Below are 20,094 nucleotides of genomic sequence, written 5' to 3' on the forward strand. Positions count from 1 at the left end.
CCTCGACGGCGGCAGGATCGTCGCCGAAGGCACCGCCGACCAGCTCAAGCGCCGGATCCCCGGCGGACACATCCGCCTCCGCTTCACCGACCCCGACGCCTACCGCAGCGCCTCCGACGCGCTGCGCGAGGCGGCCCGGGACGACGAGGCGCTGACCCTCCGGATCCCGAACGACGGCAGCCAGCGCGCCCTGCGGGCGCTGATCGACCGGCTCGACACGGCCGGCGTCGAGGCGGACGAACTCACCGTCCACACCCCCGACCTGGACGACGTCTTCTTCGCCCTCACCGGATCGACCACCGGCTCCACCACCGTCCCCGCCCAGCCGAAGGAGGCTGTCCGATGAGCACCCTGTCCCTCGCCGTCCGCGACTCGTCCACGATGCTCCGCCGGAACCTCCTGCACGCCCGCCGCTACCCCTCCCTCACCCTCAACCTGCTGCTCACCCCGGTGATGCTGCTCCTGCTCTTCGTCTACGTCTTCGGCGACACGATGAGCGCGGGGATGGGCGGCGCGGACCGCGACGCCTACGTCGCCTACCTCGTGCCCGGACTGCTCCTGATGACCATCGGCTCCACCGTCATCGGCACCGCGGTCTCCGTCGCCAACGACATGAACGAGGGGATCATCGCCCGCTTCCGGACCATGGCCATCCACCGCCCGTCGGTCCTCGTCGGGCACGTGGTCGGCAGCGTCCTCCAGTCGGTGGCGAGCGTGGTCCTCGTCGGTGCGGTGGGGGTCGCGATCGGCTTCCGCCCGTCCGGCGCCACCGCCCTCGAATGGGCCGCCGCCTTCGGCCTCCTGGTCCTCTTCGCCACCGCCCTCACCTGGATCGCGGTCGGCATGGGCCTGGTCTCGCCCAACGCCGAGGCCGCCTCCAACAACGCCTTTCCGCTGGTCTTCCTGCCGCTCGTCTCCAGCACCTTCGTGCCGATCGAGCAGATGCCCGGCTGGTTCCAGCCCGTCGCCGCGTACCAGCCCTTCACCCCCGCCGTCGAGACCCTCCGCGGCCTCCTCCTCGGCACCGGGATCGGCAACAACGGCTGGATCGCGATCGCCTGGTGCGCCGGCCTCACGGTCCTCGGCTACCTCTGGTCCGCCAAGACCTTCGGCAAGGACCCCAGGTAGTCACCCACCGAAGTGCCCCGAACCGAAGAAGACCCGGACCGGCCAGATTCCTTCGAACTCTGGCCGGTCCTCTGTTTCGGGGCGTCCCGCCCTCACCGATCATGGAGGCGGAAATCCACCGACGGACACGGAACGAGGGGGGACCGCCATGGCCCTGGAGATGCGCGACCACTGCGAGCGCTGCGAGACGACGAAGCTGCCGGCCGACGGGGAGGCCCGGATCTGTTCGTACGAGTGCACCTTCTGCGTGCCCTGCACGGAGGAGATGTCCGGCACCTGCCCCAACTGCGGCGGCGAGCTGCTGCCCCGCCCGCGCCGCGCGGTGTGACGTCAAGGGCTCCACGGAGCCCTTGACTTGGGGCCGGTACGGTGAGGCCCCATGAACATATGGACGCGAGGAGTGGCGGGGGCCGCCGCGTGTGCGGTGCTCCTGCTGACGGGCTGTGAGACGTCGGACGTCGCGGTGAAACCCCAGGACGCGAAGCCGCAGGACGGGGCAGCCCAGGACCCGGCACCGCAGGACGGGATGCCGGACGGGATGCCGGGCGGTGCGGGCGGCACGGATCTGGCGCTGGTCGTCGGGGAGTGGAAGGAGGCCGTCTCCGGGGACACCCCCTGGACCATCCGGATCTCCGGGGACGGGACCTTCTGGACCAGTGACGGGAGCGACACCTGCGAGGGCACGGTGCGGGCCGTTCCCTCCGAGGCGGACAAGACCTGGCGCCACTTCCTGGCGGACGCGGACTGCGGCTGGGCCGGCCGGCAGCTGGCCCCGCTGCGGCTCGGCGAGGAGGACGGCGAGGAGAAGCTGATCCTCACCAACGACTCGGGCGAGGGGTCGAGGGAGACGTACCGGCGCGTCCGCTAGCGGACGACGTCGAAGACCTGCTTCTGGACGCCGTTGGAGTACGTCTCGTGCTCGACGAGCCTCAGCTTCTGGGCGTCCTTGTCGGTGGCGCTGAAGAGGCGCTTGCCGGCGCCCAGGAGGAGGGGGAAGACCAGGAGGTGGTAGCGGTCGATCAGGCCCGCGTCGGAGAGGGCGCGGTTCAGGGTCGCGCTGCCGTGGACGATGATCGGGCCGCCCTCGGTCTCCTTGAGGGCGGCGACCTCGTCGAGGGTGCGGAGGATGGTCGTCGGGCCCCAGTCGGAGACCAGGTCGTCGTCGGTGAGCGTGGTGGAGACGACGTACTTCGGCATCTCCTTGTAGTCGGCGAAGTCCGCCATGCCGGGCCAGACGGGGCTGAACGCCTCGTAGCTGGTCCGGCCGAGGAGCATCGCGGTGGCCTCCCCCTGCTCGCGGCCCTTGATCTCGTACGCCTCCGGGACGAACTCGACGTCCTTGAAGGTCCAGCCCGCGTTCCGGTAGCCCTCCTCGCCGCCGGGGGCCTCGACGACGCCGTCGAGGGAGACGAAGGCGGAGCTGATGAGAGTGCGCATGTCGGTGGTCCTCGTCTGCTGGAAGGTGCCGGTTCCGGTCTCGCTTTCATGGTCTAGGACCGGGGGCGCCGGCGAAACTCATCGGCCCCGTCCGGACGATTTTCCAAGCAAGCGTGCTTGATTGTTTCCTGGATCGCTGCCATGCTCCGACTCCTCAGGCCCGTCCTCCCGAGGGGAGCGCACCGTGTCCGACCCCGCCGACCTTCTCGCCGATCTCCGTGCCGAAGGCGACGAACTCGACGCGATCGTCAAGGAGTTGAGCGAGGAGCAGTGGCGACGGGCGACCCCCGCGCCGCGCTGGACCATCGCCCACCAGATCGCCCACCTCGCCTGGACCGACCGGGCCGCGCTGCTCGCGGTGACCGACGCCGGGGGATTCGCCGTGGAGGTGGAGAAGGCGCTGGCCTCGCCCGAGCGGTTCGTCGACGACGGTGCCGAGGAGGGGGCGGCGCTGCCGCCCGGCGAGCTGCTGGCGGGGTGGCGGGAGGGGCGGCGGCTGCTGCGGGAGGCGCTGCTCGCGGTGCCCCCGGGCGGGAGGTTCCCCTGGTACGGGCCGCCGATGAGCGCCCCGGCGATGGCCACCGCCCGGCTGATGGAGACCTGGGCGCACGGGCAGGACGTCGCCGACGCCCTCGGGGTCGTACGGGAGCCGACCGCGCGGCTGCGGCACGTGGCCTGGATCGGGCACCGGGCCCGTGACTACGCGTACCTCGTGCGGGGGGAGCAGCCGCCCGCCGAGCCTTTCCGGGTGGAACTCGTCGCGCCGGACGGGGAGTCGTGGACGTACGGACCCGAGGACGCCGCCCAGCGGGTCAGCGGGGACGCGCTGGAGTTCTGCCTCCTGGTGACCCAGCGGGCGCACCGGGACGACACCGGGCTGCGCGCGGAGGGGGCGGACGCGGAGCACTGGCTCGGCATCGCCCAGGCGTTCGCCGGGCCGGCGGGGGCGGGGCGCGCGCCGCGGGAGGGCACGCGGTGACGCCGCTGAGGATCGGGAACGCCTCCGGTTTCTACGGCGACCGGTTCGGTGCCGTCCGCGAGATGCTGACCGGTGGCCGGCTCGACGTGCTCACCGGCGACTACCTCGCCGAGCTGACCATGCTGATCCTCGGGCGGGACCTGCTGAAGGACCCGTCCGCCGGGTACGCGAAGACCTTCCTGCGGCAGATGGAGGAGGGACTGGGGCTCGCCCACGACCGGGGCACGCGGATCGTCGTCAACGCCGGCGGGCTCAATCCGGCGGGGCTCGCCGACGCCCTGCGGGCGCTGGCCGCGCGGCTGGGCCTCCCGACCCGGGTCGGGCACGTCGAGGGCGACCGGCTGCCGGGCGAGGCGGGCGTCCTGACCGCCAACGCCTACCTGGGCGGTGCCGGGATCGCGGCCTGTCTCGCGGCCGGCGCGGACGTCGTCGTCACCGGGCGGGTGACGGACGCGGCGCTCGTCACCGGGCCCGCGCAGTGGCACTTCGGGTGGGGCCCGGAGGAGTACGACCGGCTCGCCGGGGCGGTCGTCGCCGGGCACGTCCTGGAGTGCGGCACGCAGGCCACCGGCGGGAACTACGCGTTCTTCCGCGACCACGACCCGAAGCTCCTGCTGCGGCCGGGCTTCCCGCTGGCCGAGGTGGAGGAGGACGGGTCGGCGGTCGTCACCAAGCACCCCGGCACCGGCGGGGTCGTCGACGTCGGCACCGTCACCGCCCAGTTGCTGTACGAGACCTCCGGCGCCCGGTACGCGGGGCCCGACGTGACCGCCCGGCTGGACTCGGTGCGGCTCACGCAGGACGGGCCGGACCGGGTGCGGATCGACGGGGTGCGGGGCGAGGCGCCGCCGGCCACGCTCAAGGTGGGGCGCTGCCGGCTCGGCGGCCACCGCAACGAGGTCGTCTTCGTCCTCACCGGTCTCGACGTGGAGGCCAAGGCCGCGCTCGTCCGGGAGCAGGTCGGTGCCGCGCTCGCCGCCGCGCCGCCCGCCGAGGTGCGCTGGGAGCTGGCCCGCACCGACCGGGAGGACGCCGCCACCGAGGAGACCGCGAGCGCGCTGCTGCGGCTCGTCGTCCGCGACCGGGACCCCGAGAAGGTGGGGCGGACCCTGACGGGGGCGGCCATCGAGCTGGCCCTGGCCAGCTACCCGGGCTTCCATGTGACCGCCCCGCCGGGCAAGGGCGCCCCCTACGGGGTCTTCGAGACGGCGTACGTGCCCGCCGGGGACGTCCCGCACACGGCGGTGCTGCCCGACGGCGCCCGGGTCGCCGTCCCCGTGCCGCCGGCGGCCCGCGCCCTGGCACCCGTACCCGAACCGGCCCTGCCCGAGCCGCTGCCGCCGGGACCCACGGTCCGTGCCCCCCTCGGGCGGATCGCGGGGGCCCGCAGCGGCGACAAGGGCGGGGACGCGAACGTGGGGGTGTGGGTGCGGACGGAGGCGGAGTGGCGCTGGCTCGCCCACACGCTCACCGTCGAGAGGTTCCGCGCACTCCTGCCGGAGACGGCCGGGTCGGACGTCACCCGGCATGTGCTCCCGCTGCTGCGGGCGGTGAACTTCACCGTCGCCGGGATCCTCGGCGAGGGCGTCGCCTCCCAGGCCCGTTTCGACCCCCAGGCCAAAGCGCTCGGCGAATGGCTCCGCAGCCGGCACCTGGACATCCCGGAGGGATTGCTGTGACCGTCCTCGCCTCCGCCCTCGACACCGGCGGCACCGACTACCAGGACCATCGCACCGCGATGCTGGAGAAGCTCGACTCCCTCGACGCCGAGCACGCCAAGGCGCTCGCCGGCGGCGGCGAGAAGTACACCGCCCGGCACCGCGAGCGCGGCAAGCTGCTCGCCCGGGAGCGGATCGAGCTGCTGGTCGACCCCGATTCGCCCTTCCTGGAGCTGTCGCCGCTCGCCGCCTGGGGCAGCGCCTACCCCGTAGGGGCGTCCCTGGTCACCGGCATCGGGGTCGTGGAGGGCGTCGAGTGCCTGATCACCGCCAACGACCCCACCGTGCGGGGCGGCGCCTCCAACCCGTGGACGCTGAAGAAGGCGCTGCGGGCCAACGAGATCGCGTACGCCAACCGGCTCCCGGTCATCTCGCTCGTCGAGTCCGGCGGCGCCGACCTGCCCTCCCAGAAGGAGATCTTCATCCCGGGCGGGGCGCTCTTCCGCGACCTCACCCGGCTCTCCGCCGCCGGGATCCCGACGATCGCGGTCGTCTTCGGCAACTCGACGGCCGGCGGGGCGTACGTGCCCGGCATGTCCGACCACACGGTGATGATCGAGGACCGGTCGAAGGTCTTCCTCGGCGGCCCGCCGCTGGTGAAGATGGCGACCGGCGAGGAGAGCGACGACGAGTCCCTGGGCGGCGCGGCGATGCACGCCCGGGTCTCCGGGCTCGCCGACCACTACGCCGTCGACGAGGCCGACGCGATCCGGCAGGCCCGCCGGATCGTCGCCCGCCTCAACCACCGCAAGGCGCACCCGGATCCGGACCCGCTCGCCGTGGAGCCGCCGAAGCACGACGCCGAGGAGCTGCTCGGGATCGTCCCCGGCGACCTCCGGACGCCGTTCGACCCGCGCGAGGTGATCGCCCGGCTCGTCGACGGCTCCGACTTCGACGAGTTCAAGCCGCTGTACGGGCCGTCGCTGGTCACGGGGTGGGCGCGGCTGCACGGCTATCCGGTGGGGATCCTCGCGAACGCGCAGGGGGTGCTCTTCTCCGCCGAGTCGCAGAAGGCCGCCCAGTTCATCCAGCTGGCGAACCAGCGTGACATCCCGCTGCTCTTCCTCCACAACACCACCGGCTACATGGTCGGCAAGGAGTACGAGCAGGGCGGCATCATCAAGCACGGCGCGATGATGATCAACGCGGTGTCGAACTCCCGCGTGCCCCACCTGTCCGTCCTCATGGGGGCGAGCTACGGCGCCGGGCACTACGGCATGTGCGGGCGGGCGTACGACCCCCGGTTCCTCTTCGCCTGGCCGAGCGCCAAGTCCGCCGTCATGGGACCGCAGCAGCTCGCCGGCGTGCTGTCGATCGTGACGCGGGCGGCGGCGGCGGCGAAGGGGCTGCCGTACGACGACAAGGCCGCCGAGGCCGACGCCGGGCTGCGGGCCATGGTCGAGGCGCAGATCGAGTCCGAGTCGCTGCCGCACTTCCTCTCCGGACTGCTCTACGACGACGGGGTCATCGACCCCCGCGACACCCGCACGGTCCTCGGGCTGTGCCTGTCCGCGATCCACACGGCACCGGTCGAGGGCGCGCGCGGCGGCTTCGGCGTCTTCCGAATGTGAGGCCCTGATGATTTCGACCGTACTGGTCGCGAACCGTGGTGAGATCGCCTGCCGGGTCTTCCGCACCTGCCGGGAGCTGGGCATCGCGACCGTCGCCGTGTACTCGGACGCCGACGCGGACGCCCTGCACGTGCGGGAGGCGGACGCGGCGGTACGGCTGCCGGGGGCGGCGCCCTCGGAGACGTACCTGCGCGGGGAGCTGATCGTCGCGGCGGCGCTCGCGGCGGGCGCGGACGCCGTGCACCCCGGGTACGGCTTCCTCTCCGAGAACGCCGGCTTCGCCCGGGCCGTGACGGAGGCCGGGCTGTGCTGGATCGGTCCGCCGCCGGAGGCCATCGAGGCGATGGCGTCGAAGACCCGCGCCAAGGAGCTCCTCGGCATCGCGCCCCTCGACCCGGCGGACGTCACCGCCGACGCCCTGCCGGTGCTGGTGAAGGCGGCGGCGGGCGGCGGCGGGCGCGGCATGCGGGTCGTCCATGAACTCGCAGAACTGGAAGGCGAGTTGAAGGCGGCGTCGGCCGAGGCGGAGAGCGCCTTCGGGGACGGCGAGGTGTTCGTCGAGCCGTACGTGGAGAACGGGCGCCACGTCGAGGTGCAGATCCTCGCCGACACCCACGGCACCGTGTGGGCGCTCGGCACCCGCGACTGCTCGCTCCAGCGGCGGCACCAGAAGGTCGTCGAGGAGGCCCCGGCGCCCGGCCTGCCGGACGCGCTCGTCGAGGAGCTGTACGGGTCCTCGGTGGCGGCCTCGAAGGCCGTCGGCTACGTCGGCGCGGGCACGGTCGAGTTCCTGGTCGCCGACGGGCGGGCGCACTTCCTGGAGATGAACACCCGCCTCCAGGTCGAGCACCCGGTGACCGAGGCCGTCCACGGCGTCGACCTCGTCGCCCTCCAGCTCGCCGTCGCCGAGGGCCGCGCCCTGCCCCCCGAGCCGCCCGCCGCGCACGGCCACGCCGTGGAGGCCCGGCTCTACGCGGAGGACCCGGCGGCGGGGTGGGCACCGCAGACGGGGGTGCTGCGCCGGTTCGAGTTCCCCGACGGTGTCCGCGTCGACACCGGGTACGTCTCCGGGGACGCGGTCGGCGTCCACTACGACCCCATGCTCGCCAAGGTCGTCGCGCACGCGCCGACCCGCGAGGCGGCCGTCCGCAAGCTCGCCCACGCCCTGGAACGGGCCCGGCTGCACGGGCCCGTCACCAACCGGGACCTGCTCGTCGCCTCGCTGCGGCACCCCGGCTTCACCGACCCGGCCGCCCTCGACACCGGCTTCTACGACCGCGACCTCCCGTCCCTGAGCCGTGCTCCGGACGGGGCCGAGGTGGCGGCCGTCGCCGCCGCGCTCGCCGGGGCCGCCGCCCGCCGGGGCCGCTTCGGCGGCGGCTGGCGGAACCTCCGCTCGCAGGACGAGGTCCGGACGTACGAAGGGGACGTGGAGGTGCGCTACCGGCCGGCCCGGGACGGCGGCTTCGAGGTCCTCGCGCCCGGGGGCGTGCGGGCCGTGGCCGTCGCGCCCGATCGCGTCCGGCTCGAAGTCGACGGGGTGGTAAGGGACTTCGAGGTCACCGGGTACGGCGACGGCACCGTCCACGTCGGGCCCCACCGCCTCGTGGCCCGCCCGCGCTTCACCGACCCGCGCGAGCGGACCCTCCCCGGGTCCCTCCTCGCGCCGATGCCCGGCACCGTCGTCCGGCTCGCGGACGGCCTCGCCGTCGGCGAGCGGGTCGAGGCCGGACAGCCGCTGCTCTGGCTGGAGGCGATGAAGATGGAGCACCGCGTCACCGCTCCCGCCTCCGGCACGCTCACCGCGCTCCACGCCGCCCCCGGCCGCCAGGTCGAGGTCGGCGCCCTGCTCGCCGTCGTACAGACCGAAGACGTACAGGCCGAAGACCAGGAGGAAGACACCGTATGAGCACCGACGTAGAGCCCCGGGAGCACACCGAGCTCCGTGCCGCCGTCTCCGCCCTCGGACGCCGTCACGGTCCCGGGTTCGACCGGGCGGCCCTGTGGGCGGAGGCCGGCAAGCTCGGCTACCTGGGCGTGAACCTGCCGGAGGAGTACGGCGGCGGGGGCGGCGGCATGGCCGAGCTGTCCATCGTCCTGGAGGAGGCCGGCGCCGCCGGGGCCCCGCTCCTGATGATGGTCGTCTCGCCCGCGATCTGCGGCACGGTCATCTCCCGCTTCGGCACGGACGGGCAGAAGGAGGCGTGGCTGCCCGGGCTCGCGGACGGCTCGAAGACGATGGCCTTCGGCATCACCGAGCCCGACGCCGGCTCCAACTCCCACCGCATCACCACCACCGCCACCCGCACCGAGGACGGCTGGGTCCTCAACGGCCGCAAGGTCTTCGTCTCGGGCGTCGACATCGCCGACGCGACCCTGATCGTCGGCCGCACCTCGGACGCCCGCACCGGCAACCTCAAGGCGTGCCTCTTCGTCGTGCCCCGCGACACCCCCGGCTTCGGCCGGCGCCACATCGAGATGGAACTCGACGCGGACGAGAAGCAGTTCGAGCTCACCCTCGACGACGTCCACCTGCCCGCCGACGCGCTCGTCGGCGACGAGGACGCGGGCCTCCTCCAGCTCTTCGCGGGCCTCAACCCGGAGCGGATCATGACGGCCGCCTTCGCGATCGGCATGGGCCGCCACGCCCTCGAACGCGCCGTCTCCTACGCCAAGGAGCGGCAGGTCTGGAAGGCGCCCATCGGCTCCCACCAGGCGATCGCGCACCCGCTCGCGGTGGCCCACATCGAGCTCGAACTCGCCCGGCTGATGATGCAGAAGGCGGCGAAGCTGTACGACGCGGGCGACGACCTCGGCGCGGGCGAGGCCGCCAACATGGCGAAGTACGCGGCGGCCGAGGCCTGCGTGAAGGCCGTGGACACCGCCGTGCACACCCTCGGCGGCAACGGCCTCACCAAGGAGTTCGGCCTCGCCCGGCTGGTCACCGCCTCCCGGGTGGCCCGGATCGCCCCGGTCAGCCGGGAGATGATCCTGAACTACGTCTCCGCCCACACCCTGGGCCTGCCCAAGTCGTACTGAACCGGCGGTTCGAGGCGGGGTCCCCCGCGCTCCTCCGGGAGCGCGGCGGCCCCCCTCGCGCCCCGGTGGCCCGCCGCCTCCGGGCGCCTCCCGTGGCGCCCGAGGCCGCGAACCGCCGATGCGGCCCACGGGTTGTGAAGGTCCTGTGTACGATCCACGGCCACGGCACTCCGCTCGGTGCCGCCGTCCCCCTTCAGGACCTTGGAGCCGCGCGTGTACCCGCAGTCGAACCCGTACCAGCCCGCCCCGGCGTGGCAGCCCCCCAGACGCTGGTGGCAGCATCCGGCGCTGATCGTCACCCTGCTCGTCCTCTTCCCGCCGGCGGGCATAGTCCTGGCCTGGCTGGGCCTGTGGACCAACCGGACGAAGACCGTGGCGACGGTCCTGTCCGCCCTGTGGTTCGTCGTGGTGATGCTCATGGACCCGCCGGCGGAGAAGGACGCGGACGACCCGAAGCCGGCGGTGACGGTGACGGCCACGGCGACCCCGACGCCCGAGCCGACGAGCGAGAGCCCGACGCCGACGCCCGAGCCGACGACCGAGACGCCGACGCCCACCCCGGAGCCGACCACGGCCGCCCCGACCACGCGGACCCCCGAGCCGACCACCCAGGCGCCGACCACCCCGGCCCCGAAGCCGACCACCCAGGCCCCGAAGCCGGCGCCCACCACCCCCAAGCCCAAGCCGAAGCCGGTCCAGACGACGCAGCCGCCGGAGACCGCCGAGCCCGAGCCGGAGGCGTACTACGCCAACTGCGACGCGGTCCGCGCGGCCGGCGCCGCGCCCATCCACGCCGGCGACCCGGGGTACAGCCGCCGGCTGGACCGCGACGGTGACGGCGTCGGCTGCGAGAACTGACGGCCCGGGCCGGGGGTCCGGAGGGTCCGGACCCCCGGCCCGCCCCGCGGTCGGCGAATAAACAAAGCACGCATGCTTGATTGTTTTGCGGGAGGCTGACAAGGTCTCCCCGAGCGCTGACGGGGTCTCCCCAAGCGGTACCCGCACGAGCGATCCTGGCGACCACCTTCCACCTCTCTCCAGGGGGCCACGCATGGTGTTCCACAGCGAGTACGAGCCCGTTCCCACCCTCTCCCTCCCCATCCACGACGCCGTCCTGGGCCGGGCCGCCGAGTACGGGGACGCGCCCGCGCTGGTCGACGGCGCCGGCGAACTGACCCTGTCGTACGCGCAGGTGGACGCCTTCCACCGGCGGGTCGCCGCCGGACTCGCCGAGGCGGGGGTCCGGAAGGGGGACGTGCTCGCGCTGCACAGCCCCAACACCGTGCTGTTCCCGGTCGCGTTCTACGCCGCCACCCGGGCCGGCGCCTCCGTCACCACCATCCACCCGCTCGCCACCCCCGAGGAGTTCGCGAAGCAGCTGCGGGACTCGGCGGCGCGCTGGATCGTCACCGTCTCGCCGCTGCTGCCGGCCGCCCGGGCCGCCGCCGAACTCGCGGGCGGGATCGAGGAGATCCTCGTCTGCGACGCGGCACCGGAGGGGGCCGGGGTGCGCTCGCTCCAGGCCTTCCTCGGGTCCACGGCCCCCGAGCCCGCGCTCGACTTCGACCCCGGCGAGGACGTCGCCGCCCTCCCGTACTCCTCCGGCACGACCGGCGTCCCCAAGGGCGTGATGCTCACCCACGCCTCCGTCGCCACCAACCTGGCGCAGCTGGAGCCGTTCATCCCGATGGGGCCGGGGGACCGCATCCTCGCCGTCCTCCCCTTCTTCCACATCTACGGGCTCACGGCCCTGATGAACGCCCCGCTGCGGCAGGGCGCCACCGTCGTCGTCCTGCCGCGCTTCGAACTCGACACCTTCCTCGGCGCGATCCAGAAGCACCGCATCAACGGCCTGTACGTGGCTCCGCCGATCGTCCTCGCGCTCGCCAAGCACCCGGCGGTCGCCGCGTACGACCTGTCCTCGCTGGAGTACATCGTCAGCGCGGCCGCCCCGCTCGACGCGGCGCTCGCGGCGGCGTGTTCGGCGCGGCTCGGGCTGCCGCCGGTGCGGCAGGCGTACGGCATGACCGAGCTGTCGCCGGGGACGCACGTCACGCCGCTCAGCGCCGAGAACCCCCCGCCCGGCACCGTCGGCAAGCTGCTGCCCTCCACCGAGATGCGGATCCTCTCGCTCGACGACCCCGCGAAGGACGCGGCGCCGGGGGAGGAGGGCGAGATCGCCATCCGGGGACCGCAGGTGATGAAGGGGTACCTGGGGCGGCCGGAGGCGACCGCCGCGATGATCGACGCCGACGGGTGGGTGCACACGGGCGACATCGGGCGGGTCGACGCGGACGGCTGGCTGTACGTCGTGGACCGGGTCAAGGAGCTGATCAAGTACAAGGGCTTCCAGGTCGCCCCGGCCGAGCTGGAGGCGCTGCTCCTCACCCACGAGGGCGTCGCCGACGCGGCCGTCATCGGGGTGACGGACGCGGAGGGGACGGAGATCCCGAAGGCGTTCGTGGTGCGGCAGCCGGCCGCGCCCGGGCTGACCGCCGAGGACGTCATGGCACACGTGGCCGCGCGGGTCGCCCCGTACAAGAGGGTCCGGGCCGTGGAGTTCGTCGACGCGGTGCCCCGGGCGGCCTCCGGGAAGATCCTGCGGCGGGAGCTGCGGGGCGGCTGAGCGCGGGCGCCGGGCGCCCGAGCCCGGGCGCCGGTCCGAGGGGGAGCCACACGTCAGAGCACGCATACGGGTACGAGCACGCATACGGGTACGAGCGCGCATACGGGTACGAGCGCGGGTACGGGTACGAGCCGAGAGAGAGCCGAGGGGCCGTTCATGAGTCTGATCGCCGTCACCGAGGAGCGGGGGATCACCACCCTCGCCCTCGACTCCCCGGACACCCGCAACGCCCTCTCGGCCGCTCTCGTCGCCGAACTCGCCGAGGCGCTCGCGGCGGCCGGGAAGGACCCCGCCGTGCGGGCGGTGGTGCTCACGCACACCGGCTCCACGTTCAGCGCGGGAGCCGACCTGAAGGCGCCGCCGAGCCCGTACGCCTTCGTCGATCTGCTCCGGCAGGTCGTGGAGCTGCCGAAACCGGTCGTCGGGCACGTCACCGCCGGCGGCCGGGCCCGGGCGGGCGGCCTCGGGCTGCTGGGCGCCTGCGACATCGTGGTGGCGGGGGAGGGAGCGGACTTCGCGCTCACGGAGGTACGGATCGGGGTCGCGCCGGCGGTCATCTCGCTGACCCTGCTGCCGAGGCTGGAGCCGCGCGCGGCGGCCCGCCACTATCTGACGGGCGAGCGGTTCGGCGTGCCCGAGGCGCGGGCGATGGGGCTCGTCACGGCCGGGGAGGAGGAGCTCGGGGCGGTCCTGGACGGGTTGCGGGCGGGCTCGCCGCAGGGGTTGCGCGAGGCGAAACGGCTGGTCACCGCTAGAGTCCTGGAGGCCTTCGAGCGCGACGCGGAGGAGCTCGTGCAGCGATCGGCCACGCTCTTCGCCTCCGCCGAGGCGCGCGAGGGCATGACGGCCTTCCTCGAACGACGGGACCCCGAATGGCGGCTGTGACCGCACACCGACAGGACGGACCTCCGGCCCCCGACGGGGACCGGAGGGCGGACGGGCAGGCGGCCCGTGACCGGGGCCCGCGACGGGACGGGCACGCGGCCCCCGACCGGGGGCCCAAGCAGGACCGGAGCCGGGTCACGCGGCAGCGGCTGCTGGAGGCCGCGGTGGCCTGCCTGGCCGAGTACGGCTGGGCGGGGTCGACCGTGGCCGTGGTCGCCGAGCGGGCGGGGGTGTCGCGGGGCGCGGCCCAGCACCACTTCCCGACCCGCGAGGACCTGTTCACGGCGGCGGTCGAGTACGTGGCCGAGGAGCGCTCGCAGGCGCTGCGGGCGCTGCCGACCGACGACCGGACGCAGACCGTCGCCGGGCTCGTCGGCCTCTTCACCGGCCCCCTGTTCCGGGCCGCCCTCCAGCTGTGGGTGGCGGCCTCGAACGAGGAACAGCTCCGTGACCGGGTCACCGAGCTGGAGGCCCGCGTCGGCCGCGAGTCCCATCGGATCGCCGTCGAACTGCTCGGCGCCGACGAGTCGCGGCCCGGGGTCCGCGAGACCGTCCAGGGCCTGCTGGACATGGCCCGGGGCCTGGGGCTCGCGACCCTCCTGACGGACGACACGGGCCGCCGGGACCGTGTGGTGGCCCAGTGGTCCCGGCTGATCGACGAGGCGCTCTCGGAGCGCTGACGCCCTCGACGCGCCGACGCCCTCGACCTGCCGACACGACCTGCCGACGCCCTCGACGCGCCGGGAACGCCCTCGACCTGCCGACGCCCTCGACGCGCCGGGAACGCCCTCGACCTGCCGACGCCCTCGACGCGCCGCCGTTCCCGGTGCGGCGGCGGGTCAGCGCAGGCCGAAGCGGTCCGCCCAGGCGGCCACGTCGGCGGTGGTCGCGTTGCCGCCGCAGACGACCAGGCCGAGGCGGGCGTCGGGGCCGACGCGGTCCAGGACACGGCGGGCGGCCGGCAGCAGACAACCGGCCGCGGGCTCGGCCCACACCTTGGCGTGCTCGGCCAGGTCGAGGGTGCCCTGGACGGCCTCCGCGTCGGTCACCGTGAGCACGTCCTCGACGAGCGCGGAGACGTGCGCGTAGGTGAGCGGGGAGACGGCGGGGGCGCTCAGCGTCGTGACGACCGAGGAGAGCTCCACCGGCACCGGTCCGCCCGCGGCGAGCGCCGCCGCCATGGCGTGGGCGCCCTCGGTCTCGACGCCCCAGACGCGCACGCCGGGGCGGCGGGCGCGCAGGGCGGTGGCGACGCCGGCGATCAGACCGCCGCCGCCGATGCTGACGAGGACGTCGGTGAGTTCCCCGGCGTCCTCGGCGAGCTCCAGGCCGACGGTGCCCTGGGCGGCGACGACGACCGGGTCGTCGAAGGGGTGGACGAGGGTGAGACCGCCGGCCCGCAGCTCCTCCATGAGGGCGAAGGCTCCGGGCATGGTGTCGGCGAGGAGGACCTCCGCCCCGGCGGCCTTCGCGGTCTCCACGGCGCGGGCGGGCGCGGTGCGCGGCATGACGACGGTCGCCCGGACGCCGAGCGCCCCGGCCATGACGGCGAGCCCGATGCCGTGGTTGCCGCCGCTGACGGCGACGACACCGGCGGCCCGCTCGGCCTCGTCCAGGGCGAGGAGCTTGGCGACCGCCCCCCGGGCCTTGAACGAGCCGGTGCGCTGGAGGAGTTCCAGCTTGACGGTGACGTCGGCGGCGGTGCCGAGGAGGGCGGTCAGCCCGGGGCTGGGCAGGGTGGGGGTGCGGACGACGTGTCCGGTGAGGCGTTCGGCTGCGGCTTCGACGTCCGCGACGGTGATCAGCACACCGTCCACTGTGCCGTACGCCTCCGCGGCCCGGACAGGGCCGACCCGGACAGGGCCGACCCGGACAGGGCCAGCCCGGACAGGGCCGACCCGGACAGGGCCGGGCGGCGCCGGGCCGCACCGGCCGGCGCCGCACCGGTCGGCGGGTCAGACGCCGGGGATCTCCCGGGCCCGGAAGGCGTCCCGGACGGCGGCCTCCGCGTCGGCGCCGTACATCCGGCGGGCGGTCTCGACGGTCGTCCGGGCGGCGGCCTCGAAGGAGGTGTCGGGCGCGAAGCCGAACTGGGCGTTCACGACGATCCGGTCGGCGGTGCGGGCGCCGAGGGCCTGGCGGATGTCGAAGAGGGCGCGGGACCAGATCTCGCCGTCGGCGTGGACCTCGCCCTCGCGGTCGGCGTAGGTCTTGGTGCCGTCGAGGCGGCGCAGGCAGTGCGGGGCGGCGCTGTAGCCGGTGGCGTCCCAGTCGGCGACGCACGCCTGCTCGGCCTTCATGGGCCAGCCGTACTTCTGGACCGCGTGGGTGCCGACGGCGACGGCGAGGTAGTCGCCGAAGGCCTCGCCGATCGCGCCGGCCTCGGCGGAGGAGCCGAAGCCGGGGACCTGGGCGTGGTGCACGGCGTGGCCGTACTCGTGGAGGATCACCTCCGCGTCCTCGGCGTCGTCGACGCCGCCCTTGCCGAAGCGGATCTCGGCCTTCTTGTCGGTGAAGAAGGAGTTGTCGGCGCCCCACTGGTTGAGCCGGACCGGCTGGACGCGGTCGTTGGCGCCGGGCAGCTCGGTGCCGAAGCCGAGGCTCTGGAGGTACTCCTGGCCCTCGTTGACCCAGAAGTACGCCATGACCTGCTCGAACCTGTCGTCGGAGCGGCCGTACGAGGCGGCCTGCGCGACCGTCGCGGGCTTGCCGGTCTCGGAGCGGACGGAGACCCACTTCCCGGAGAGCCCGCCGCTCGCGTCGAGGTTGCGGAGGGTCGCGAGGGCGTAGGCGGAGGCGGGGACGTCGCCGGGCGCGTCCTTGTGGTCCGCGAGGGTCTGGTCGCCGGTGGCCTGGACCGGGTTGACCATGAAGACCCGGGCCTGGGGCGCGGTCGCGGCGGTGGCTCCGGGGGAGGGGAGGAGCGCTCCGGCGGCGGCCAGGGTGACGGCTGCGGCGGCCAGGAGGCGGCGGGGGGTGCGGCGGGCGGTCATGGACATCCTCCTGCGCGGGGACGCGGCGACGAGATGATTGGCATGCGCGTGACATGCGAGGCGCCGATCTTCGCGTACGAACCGCCTTCCTGAACAGGCCCCTCCCGCCGCCCCCGGCTGTGACGCGAACCACAACCCCTCCCGCCCGCCGCCAGACCGCCCCGGGGGCACCGAACCACCGGCCGGACCGAGGCGCGGGCGAGCCCCTTCGGCCCCGGGCCTGTCTTCGGCCCGGGTCCCCTCTGCCCGGGGTCCCCTCGACCTCCGGGCTTCCGGGTCTCCGGGCTTCCGGGTCTCCGGGCTTCCGGGTCTCCGGGCTTCCGGGCTTCCGGGTCTCCGGGCGTCCGGGACTCCGGCCTCTCTCCGTCGCCGCCTGTGGTCCGGGCCACAGGCGGAGTGGGCGGGGCGCAGTACGCTGGTCGCATGCCTCTGCTCGTTCGCCGCCGTCACGTGGACTTCGTCCGCGTCACGAGCATGAGCTGTCGCCGCGCCGCCTGACCCCAGGGGCAGCAACCCTCACGCCCCGACGGGTCCCTCAACCGACCCCTGTCGACCGGCACCCGTGGCCCCCGCCCCACCCCGGCGGCCGCCCCGGGACCCGTACATCCGCGGACGCATCCATGAGCCTCAGCGCCACCACCACCGCCCCCTCCCTCTCGTACGCCTCGCAGCTCCCGATCGTCGACCTCTCCGCCGCCGACCGCGGTCCCGACGCCCGTCGGCTGCTCCACGCCCAGCTGCACTCGGCCGCCCACGACGTGGGGTTCTTCCAGCTGGTCGGGCACGGTGTGACCCAGGGCGAGATCCGGGCGCTCACCGACGCCATGCACGCCTTCTTCGCCCTGCCCGAGGCGGACCGGCGGGCCGTCGACAACCTCAACTCCCCGCACTTCCGCGGCTACACCCGGGTCGGCGACGAGCGCACCCAGGGGGCCCGGGACTGGCGCGACCAGCTCGACATCGGCGCCGAGCGGCCCGCCCGCGTGCCCGCGCCGTGGGAGCCGCCGTACTGGTGGCTGGAGGGGCCGAACCAGTGGCCCGAGGCCCTGCCCGAGCTGCGTACGGCGGCCCTGCACTGGATCGACCGGCTCAGCGGCGTCGCCGAGAGGCTGCTGCGCGAGCTGCTCGCCTCGATCGGCGCGCGCGAGGACTTCTACGCCGACATCTTCGGGCCCCGCGCCCACCCGCACCTCAAGCTGGTGCGCTACCCGGGCAGCAGTGGCGACGGCGACGACCAGGGCGTCGGCGCCCACAAGGACTACGGCTTCCTGACCCTGCTGCTCCAGGACCAGGTCGGCGGGCTCCAGGTGCAGCGGGAGGACGGGAGGTTCCACGACGTGCCGCCGCTGCCCGGCGCCTTCGTCGTCAACCTCGGTGAACTCCTCGAAGTCGCGACGAACGGCTACCTGATCGCCACCAACCACCGGGTCGTCTCCCCGCCCGGTGCGACGGAACGGTTCTCCGTCCCGTTCTTCTACAACCCGCGGCTCGACGCCCGGATCGCCCCGCTCGACTTCCCGTTCGCCGACCGGGCGCCGGGCGTCACGGTCGACCCGGCGAACCCGCTCTTCGCCGAGTACGGGCGCAACGAGCTGAAGGGGAAGGTCCGCGCGCATCCGCTGGTCGCGGCGCGCCACCACGCGGACCTCCTCCTCCGCCAGGACCTGCCGGCATAGCCGCCGGCCGGCCGTCAGGCCGTCAGCCCGAGATGTCCGCGTAGCCCTCGATCTCACGCGGGTCCCGCTTGCCGGGGCCCGTGTAGCGGGCGGAGGGGCGGACCAGGCGGCCGGTGCGCTTCTGCTCCAGGATGTGCGCCGACCAGCCGGCCGTACGGGCGCAGCTGAACATCGACGTGAACATGTGCGCCGGGACCTCGGCGAAGTCCAGGACGATGGCCGCCCAGAACTCGACGTTCGTCGCGAGGATCCGGTCCGGACGGCGGTTGTGCAGCTCCTCCAGGGCGGCCTTCTCCAGCGCGGCGGCCACCTCGTAGCGCGGGGCGTCCAGCTCCTTCGCGGTGCGGCGCAGCACCCGGGCGCGGGGGTCCTCGGCGCGGTAGACGCGGTGGCCGAAGCCCATCAGGCGCTCGCCCTTGTCGAGGGCCTGCTTCACGTAGGCCGTGGCGTCGCCGGTCCGCTCGATCTCCTCGATCATGCCGAGGACGCGGGAGGGCGCGCCGCCGTGCAGCGGGCCGGACATGGCGCCGACGGCGCCGGAGAGGGCGGCGGCCACGTCGGCGCCGGTGGAGGCGATGACGCGGGCGGTGAACGTGGAGGCGTTCATGCCGTGCTCGGCGGCCGAGGTCCAGTACGCGTCGACGGCCTTGACGTGCTTCGGGTCCGGCTCGCCGCGCCAGCGGATCATGAACCGCTCGACGACGGACTCGGCCTTGTCGATCTCGCTCTGCGGGACCATCGGGAGGCCCTGGCCGCGCGCGGACTGGGCGACGTAGGAGAGGGCCATGACGGCGGCGCGGGCGAGGTCGTCGCGGGCCTGCTCGGCGGAGATGTCGAGGAGCGGTTTGAGACCCCAGACGGGCGCGAGCATGGCGAGCGCGGACTGCACGTCGACGCGGATGTCACCGGAGTGGACCGGGATCGGGAAGGGCTCGGCGGCCGGCAGACCGGGGTTGAAGGCGCCGTCGACGAGGAGACCCCACACGTTGCCGAAGGAGACGTGGCCGACGAGGTCCTCGATGTCGACCCCGCGGTAGCGCAGCGCGCCGCCTTCCTTGTCGGGTTCGGCGATCTCGGTCTCGAACGCGACGACTCCTTCGAGGCCCGGTACGAACTCGGACATCAGGCGGCTCCTTCTATCGATGATCGATCAACCGAGATGGCGGCTGGAGAGACTCAACAGTCGTCCAGCCGATGAGTCTGTACGGTTCCGATGATGCGGGGAAGCGTGACATCCGGCACACTGCGCCGATCCGGCGACGAAGGATTGGTGCCCCGCCGTGGCGGGCAGAATGGGCCGCTGCGGCAGGATGGCCCCGTGACCGACGCCCTGGACCCCGCCGACATGCGCGAGCAGTACCGCACCAAGGAACTGACCGCCGCCGATCTCGCCCCCGATCCGATCCGGCAGTTCGCGTCCTGGTTCAAGGAGACCGCCGCCAGCCCGGCGATCCACGAACCGAACGCGATGGTCGTCTCGACCGCGACCCCCGACGGACGCCCGTCGTCCCGCACGGTCCTGCTCAAGCACTACGACGACGCCGGCTTCGTCTTCTTCACCAACTACGGCTCCCGCAAGGGCACCGAGCTGGCCGCCAACCCGTACGTCGCGCTGCTCTTCCCCTGGCACCCGCTGGCCCGCCAGGTCATCGTCACCGGCCGCGCCTCCCGCACCGGCCGCGACGAGACCGCCGCCTACTTCCGCACCCGCCCGCACGGCTCCCAGCTGGGCGCCTGGGCGAGCGAGCAGTCCTCGGTGATCGCCTCCCGGGAGGAGCTGCTCACCCGCTACGAGGAGCTGGCCGCCCGCTACCCCGACTCCGAGCAGGTCCCGATCCCGCCCGAGTGGGGCGGCTTCCGGGTCGTCCCGGAGACCGTCGAGTTCTGGCAGGGCCACGAGAACCGCCTCCACGACCGCCTGCGGTACGTCCGCGAGGACGGCTCCTGGCGGGTCGAGCGCCTGGCGCCCTAGCCGCCGCGGGGCGCCGCGGTCCGTGGTCCGTGGTCCGTGGTCCGTGGTCCGTGGTCAGTGGTCCGCGGTC

Annotated in this window: 19 protein-coding genes; 15 read left to right on the forward strand and 4 right to left on the reverse strand. The window is 74.0% G+C overall.

The genetic code is table 11. The features are described 5' to 3' along the window. From ACFQ8C_RS06075 to ACFQ8C_RS06090, 4 genes are all read left to right on the forward strand, one after another. The coding region (locus ACFQ8C_RS06075) for a DUF4162 domain-containing protein (protein WP_383452740.1) at window positions 1-346 on the forward strand (346 nt) is incomplete at its 5' end. Then, entirely contained in the window at window positions 343-1,128 is a 786-nt protein-coding gene (locus ACFQ8C_RS06080) for an ABC transporter permease (RefSeq protein WP_383452741.1), read from the forward strand. The genes ACFQ8C_RS06075 and ACFQ8C_RS06080, both read left to right, overlap by 4 nt. Window positions 1,129-1,276: 148 nt before the next feature. Then, a complete protein-coding gene (locus ACFQ8C_RS06085; protein ID WP_383452742.1) occupies window positions 1,277-1,456 on the forward strand; it encodes a DUF1272 domain-containing protein in 180 nt (59 codons plus the stop codon). 51 nt (window positions 1,457-1,507) lie between these two features. Beyond that, on the forward strand, window positions 1,508-1,996 hold the full coding sequence (locus tag ACFQ8C_RS06090; RefSeq protein ID WP_383452744.1) for a hypothetical protein: 489 nt from the start codon (window positions 1,508-1,510) through the stop codon (window positions 1,994-1,996). On the opposite strand, the gene ACFQ8C_RS06095 is transcribed toward ACFQ8C_RS06090, so the two are convergent. Further along, window positions 1,993-2,565 (reverse strand): dihydrofolate reductase family protein, encoded by a 573-nt coding sequence (locus ACFQ8C_RS06095; RefSeq protein WP_383452746.1) that lies wholly within the window; start codon window positions 2,563-2,565, stop codon window positions 1,993-1,995. The two genes, ACFQ8C_RS06090 and ACFQ8C_RS06095, sit on opposite strands and share 4 nt — an antisense overlap. Window positions 2,566-2,749: 184 nt before the next feature. Between ACFQ8C_RS06095 and ACFQ8C_RS06100 the strand changes: the two genes are divergently transcribed. The 9 genes from ACFQ8C_RS06100 to ACFQ8C_RS06140 all read left to right on the forward strand — a co-directional run bounded on the left by ACFQ8C_RS06100 (window position 2,750) and on the right by ACFQ8C_RS06140 (window position 14,063). Next, window positions 2,750-3,544, forward strand: coding sequence for a TIGR03084 family metal-binding protein (locus ACFQ8C_RS06100; RefSeq protein WP_383452748.1), 795 nt, complete (start codon window positions 2,750-2,752; stop codon window positions 3,542-3,544). Beyond that, window positions 3,541-5,223, forward strand: coding sequence for an acyclic terpene utilization AtuA family protein (locus ACFQ8C_RS06105; RefSeq protein ID WP_383452750.1), 1,683 nt, complete (start codon window positions 3,541-3,543; stop codon window positions 5,221-5,223). Before ACFQ8C_RS06100 ends, ACFQ8C_RS06105 begins: the two co-directional genes overlap by 4 nt. After that, window positions 5,220-6,833, forward strand: coding sequence for an acyl-CoA carboxylase subunit beta (locus ACFQ8C_RS06110; protein ID WP_383452752.1), 1,614 nt, complete (start codon window positions 5,220-5,222; stop codon window positions 6,831-6,833). The genes ACFQ8C_RS06105 and ACFQ8C_RS06110 overlap by 4 nt, the downstream gene beginning before the upstream one ends. Window positions 6,834-6,840: 7 nt before the next feature. Continuing rightward, on the forward strand, window positions 6,841-8,742 hold the full coding sequence (locus tag ACFQ8C_RS06115; RefSeq protein WP_383452754.1) for an acetyl/propionyl/methylcrotonyl-CoA carboxylase subunit alpha: 1,902 nt from the start codon (window positions 6,841-6,843) through the stop codon (window positions 8,740-8,742). Then, window positions 8,739-9,872, forward strand: a complete 1,134-nt coding sequence (locus ACFQ8C_RS06120; protein WP_383452756.1) for an acyl-CoA dehydrogenase family protein — start codon at window positions 8,739-8,741, stop codon at window positions 9,870-9,872. Before ACFQ8C_RS06115 ends, ACFQ8C_RS06120 begins: the two co-directional genes overlap by 4 nt. Window positions 9,873-10,085: 213 nt before the next feature. Further along, window positions 10,086-10,730: an excalibur calcium-binding domain-containing protein gene (locus ACFQ8C_RS06125; protein WP_383452758.1), complete on the forward strand. Its 645-nt coding sequence runs from the start codon at window positions 10,086-10,088 to the stop codon at window positions 10,728-10,730. A gap of 193 nt (window positions 10,731-10,923) precedes the next feature. Next, complete coding sequence (locus tag ACFQ8C_RS06130; protein ID WP_383452760.1) at window positions 10,924-12,498, forward strand: AMP-binding protein; 1,575 nt, start codon at window positions 10,924-10,926, stop codon at window positions 12,496-12,498. Window positions 12,499-12,654: 156 nt separating this feature from the next. Then, window positions 12,655-13,383 carry an enoyl-CoA hydratase family protein gene (locus ACFQ8C_RS06135; RefSeq protein WP_383452762.1) on the forward strand — a complete coding sequence of 243 codons (729 nt, stop codon included), beginning with the start codon at window positions 12,655-12,657 and terminating at the stop codon, window positions 13,381-13,383. 149 nt (window positions 13,384-13,532) lie between these two features. Continuing rightward, a complete protein-coding gene (locus ACFQ8C_RS06140) occupies window positions 13,533-14,063 on the forward strand; it encodes a TetR/AcrR family transcriptional regulator (RefSeq protein ID WP_383452863.1) in 531 nt (176 codons plus the stop codon). Between the two features lie 159 nt (window positions 14,064-14,222). Here the strand turns inward: ACFQ8C_RS06140 and ACFQ8C_RS06145 are convergent, their stop codons facing one another. Then, window positions 14,223-15,188 (reverse strand): threonine/serine dehydratase, encoded by a 966-nt coding sequence (locus tag ACFQ8C_RS06145; RefSeq protein WP_383452865.1) that lies wholly within the window; start codon window positions 15,186-15,188, stop codon window positions 14,223-14,225. A 150-nt stretch (window positions 15,189-15,338) separates the two neighbouring features. Continuing rightward, the gene (locus ACFQ8C_RS06150) at window positions 15,339-16,376 is read right to left on the reverse strand and encodes a M4 family metallopeptidase (protein ID WP_383452764.1); all 1,038 of its coding nucleotides are present in this window, start codon (window positions 16,374-16,376) and stop codon (window positions 15,339-15,341) included. Window positions 16,377-16,996: 620 nt separating this feature from the next. Between ACFQ8C_RS06150 and ACFQ8C_RS06155 the strand changes: the two genes are divergently transcribed. Next, entirely contained in the window at window positions 16,997-18,052 is a 1,056-nt protein-coding gene (locus ACFQ8C_RS06155) for an isopenicillin N synthase family dioxygenase (protein ID WP_383452766.1), read from the forward strand. Between the two features lie 22 nt (window positions 18,053-18,074). Here ACFQ8C_RS06155 and ACFQ8C_RS06160 read toward each other — a convergent pair whose 3' ends face one another. Then, window positions 18,075-19,175 (reverse strand): citrate synthase 2, encoded by a 1,101-nt coding sequence (locus tag ACFQ8C_RS06160; protein WP_383452768.1) that lies wholly within the window; start codon window positions 19,173-19,175, stop codon window positions 18,075-18,077. A gap of 222 nt (window positions 19,176-19,397) precedes the next feature. On the opposite strand from ACFQ8C_RS06160, the gene pdxH reads away from it, so the two are divergent. Then, complete coding sequence (gene pdxH, locus ACFQ8C_RS06165) at window positions 19,398-20,024, forward strand: pyridoxamine 5'-phosphate oxidase (RefSeq protein WP_383452867.1); 627 nt, start codon at window positions 19,398-19,400, stop codon at window positions 20,022-20,024. Window positions 20,025-20,094: the final 70 nt, after the last annotated feature.

Source organism: Streptomyces sp. NPDC056503 (genome assembly GCF_042794995.1).
Classification (GTDB): Bacteria; Actinomycetota; Actinomycetes; order Streptomycetales; family Streptomycetaceae; genus Streptomyces.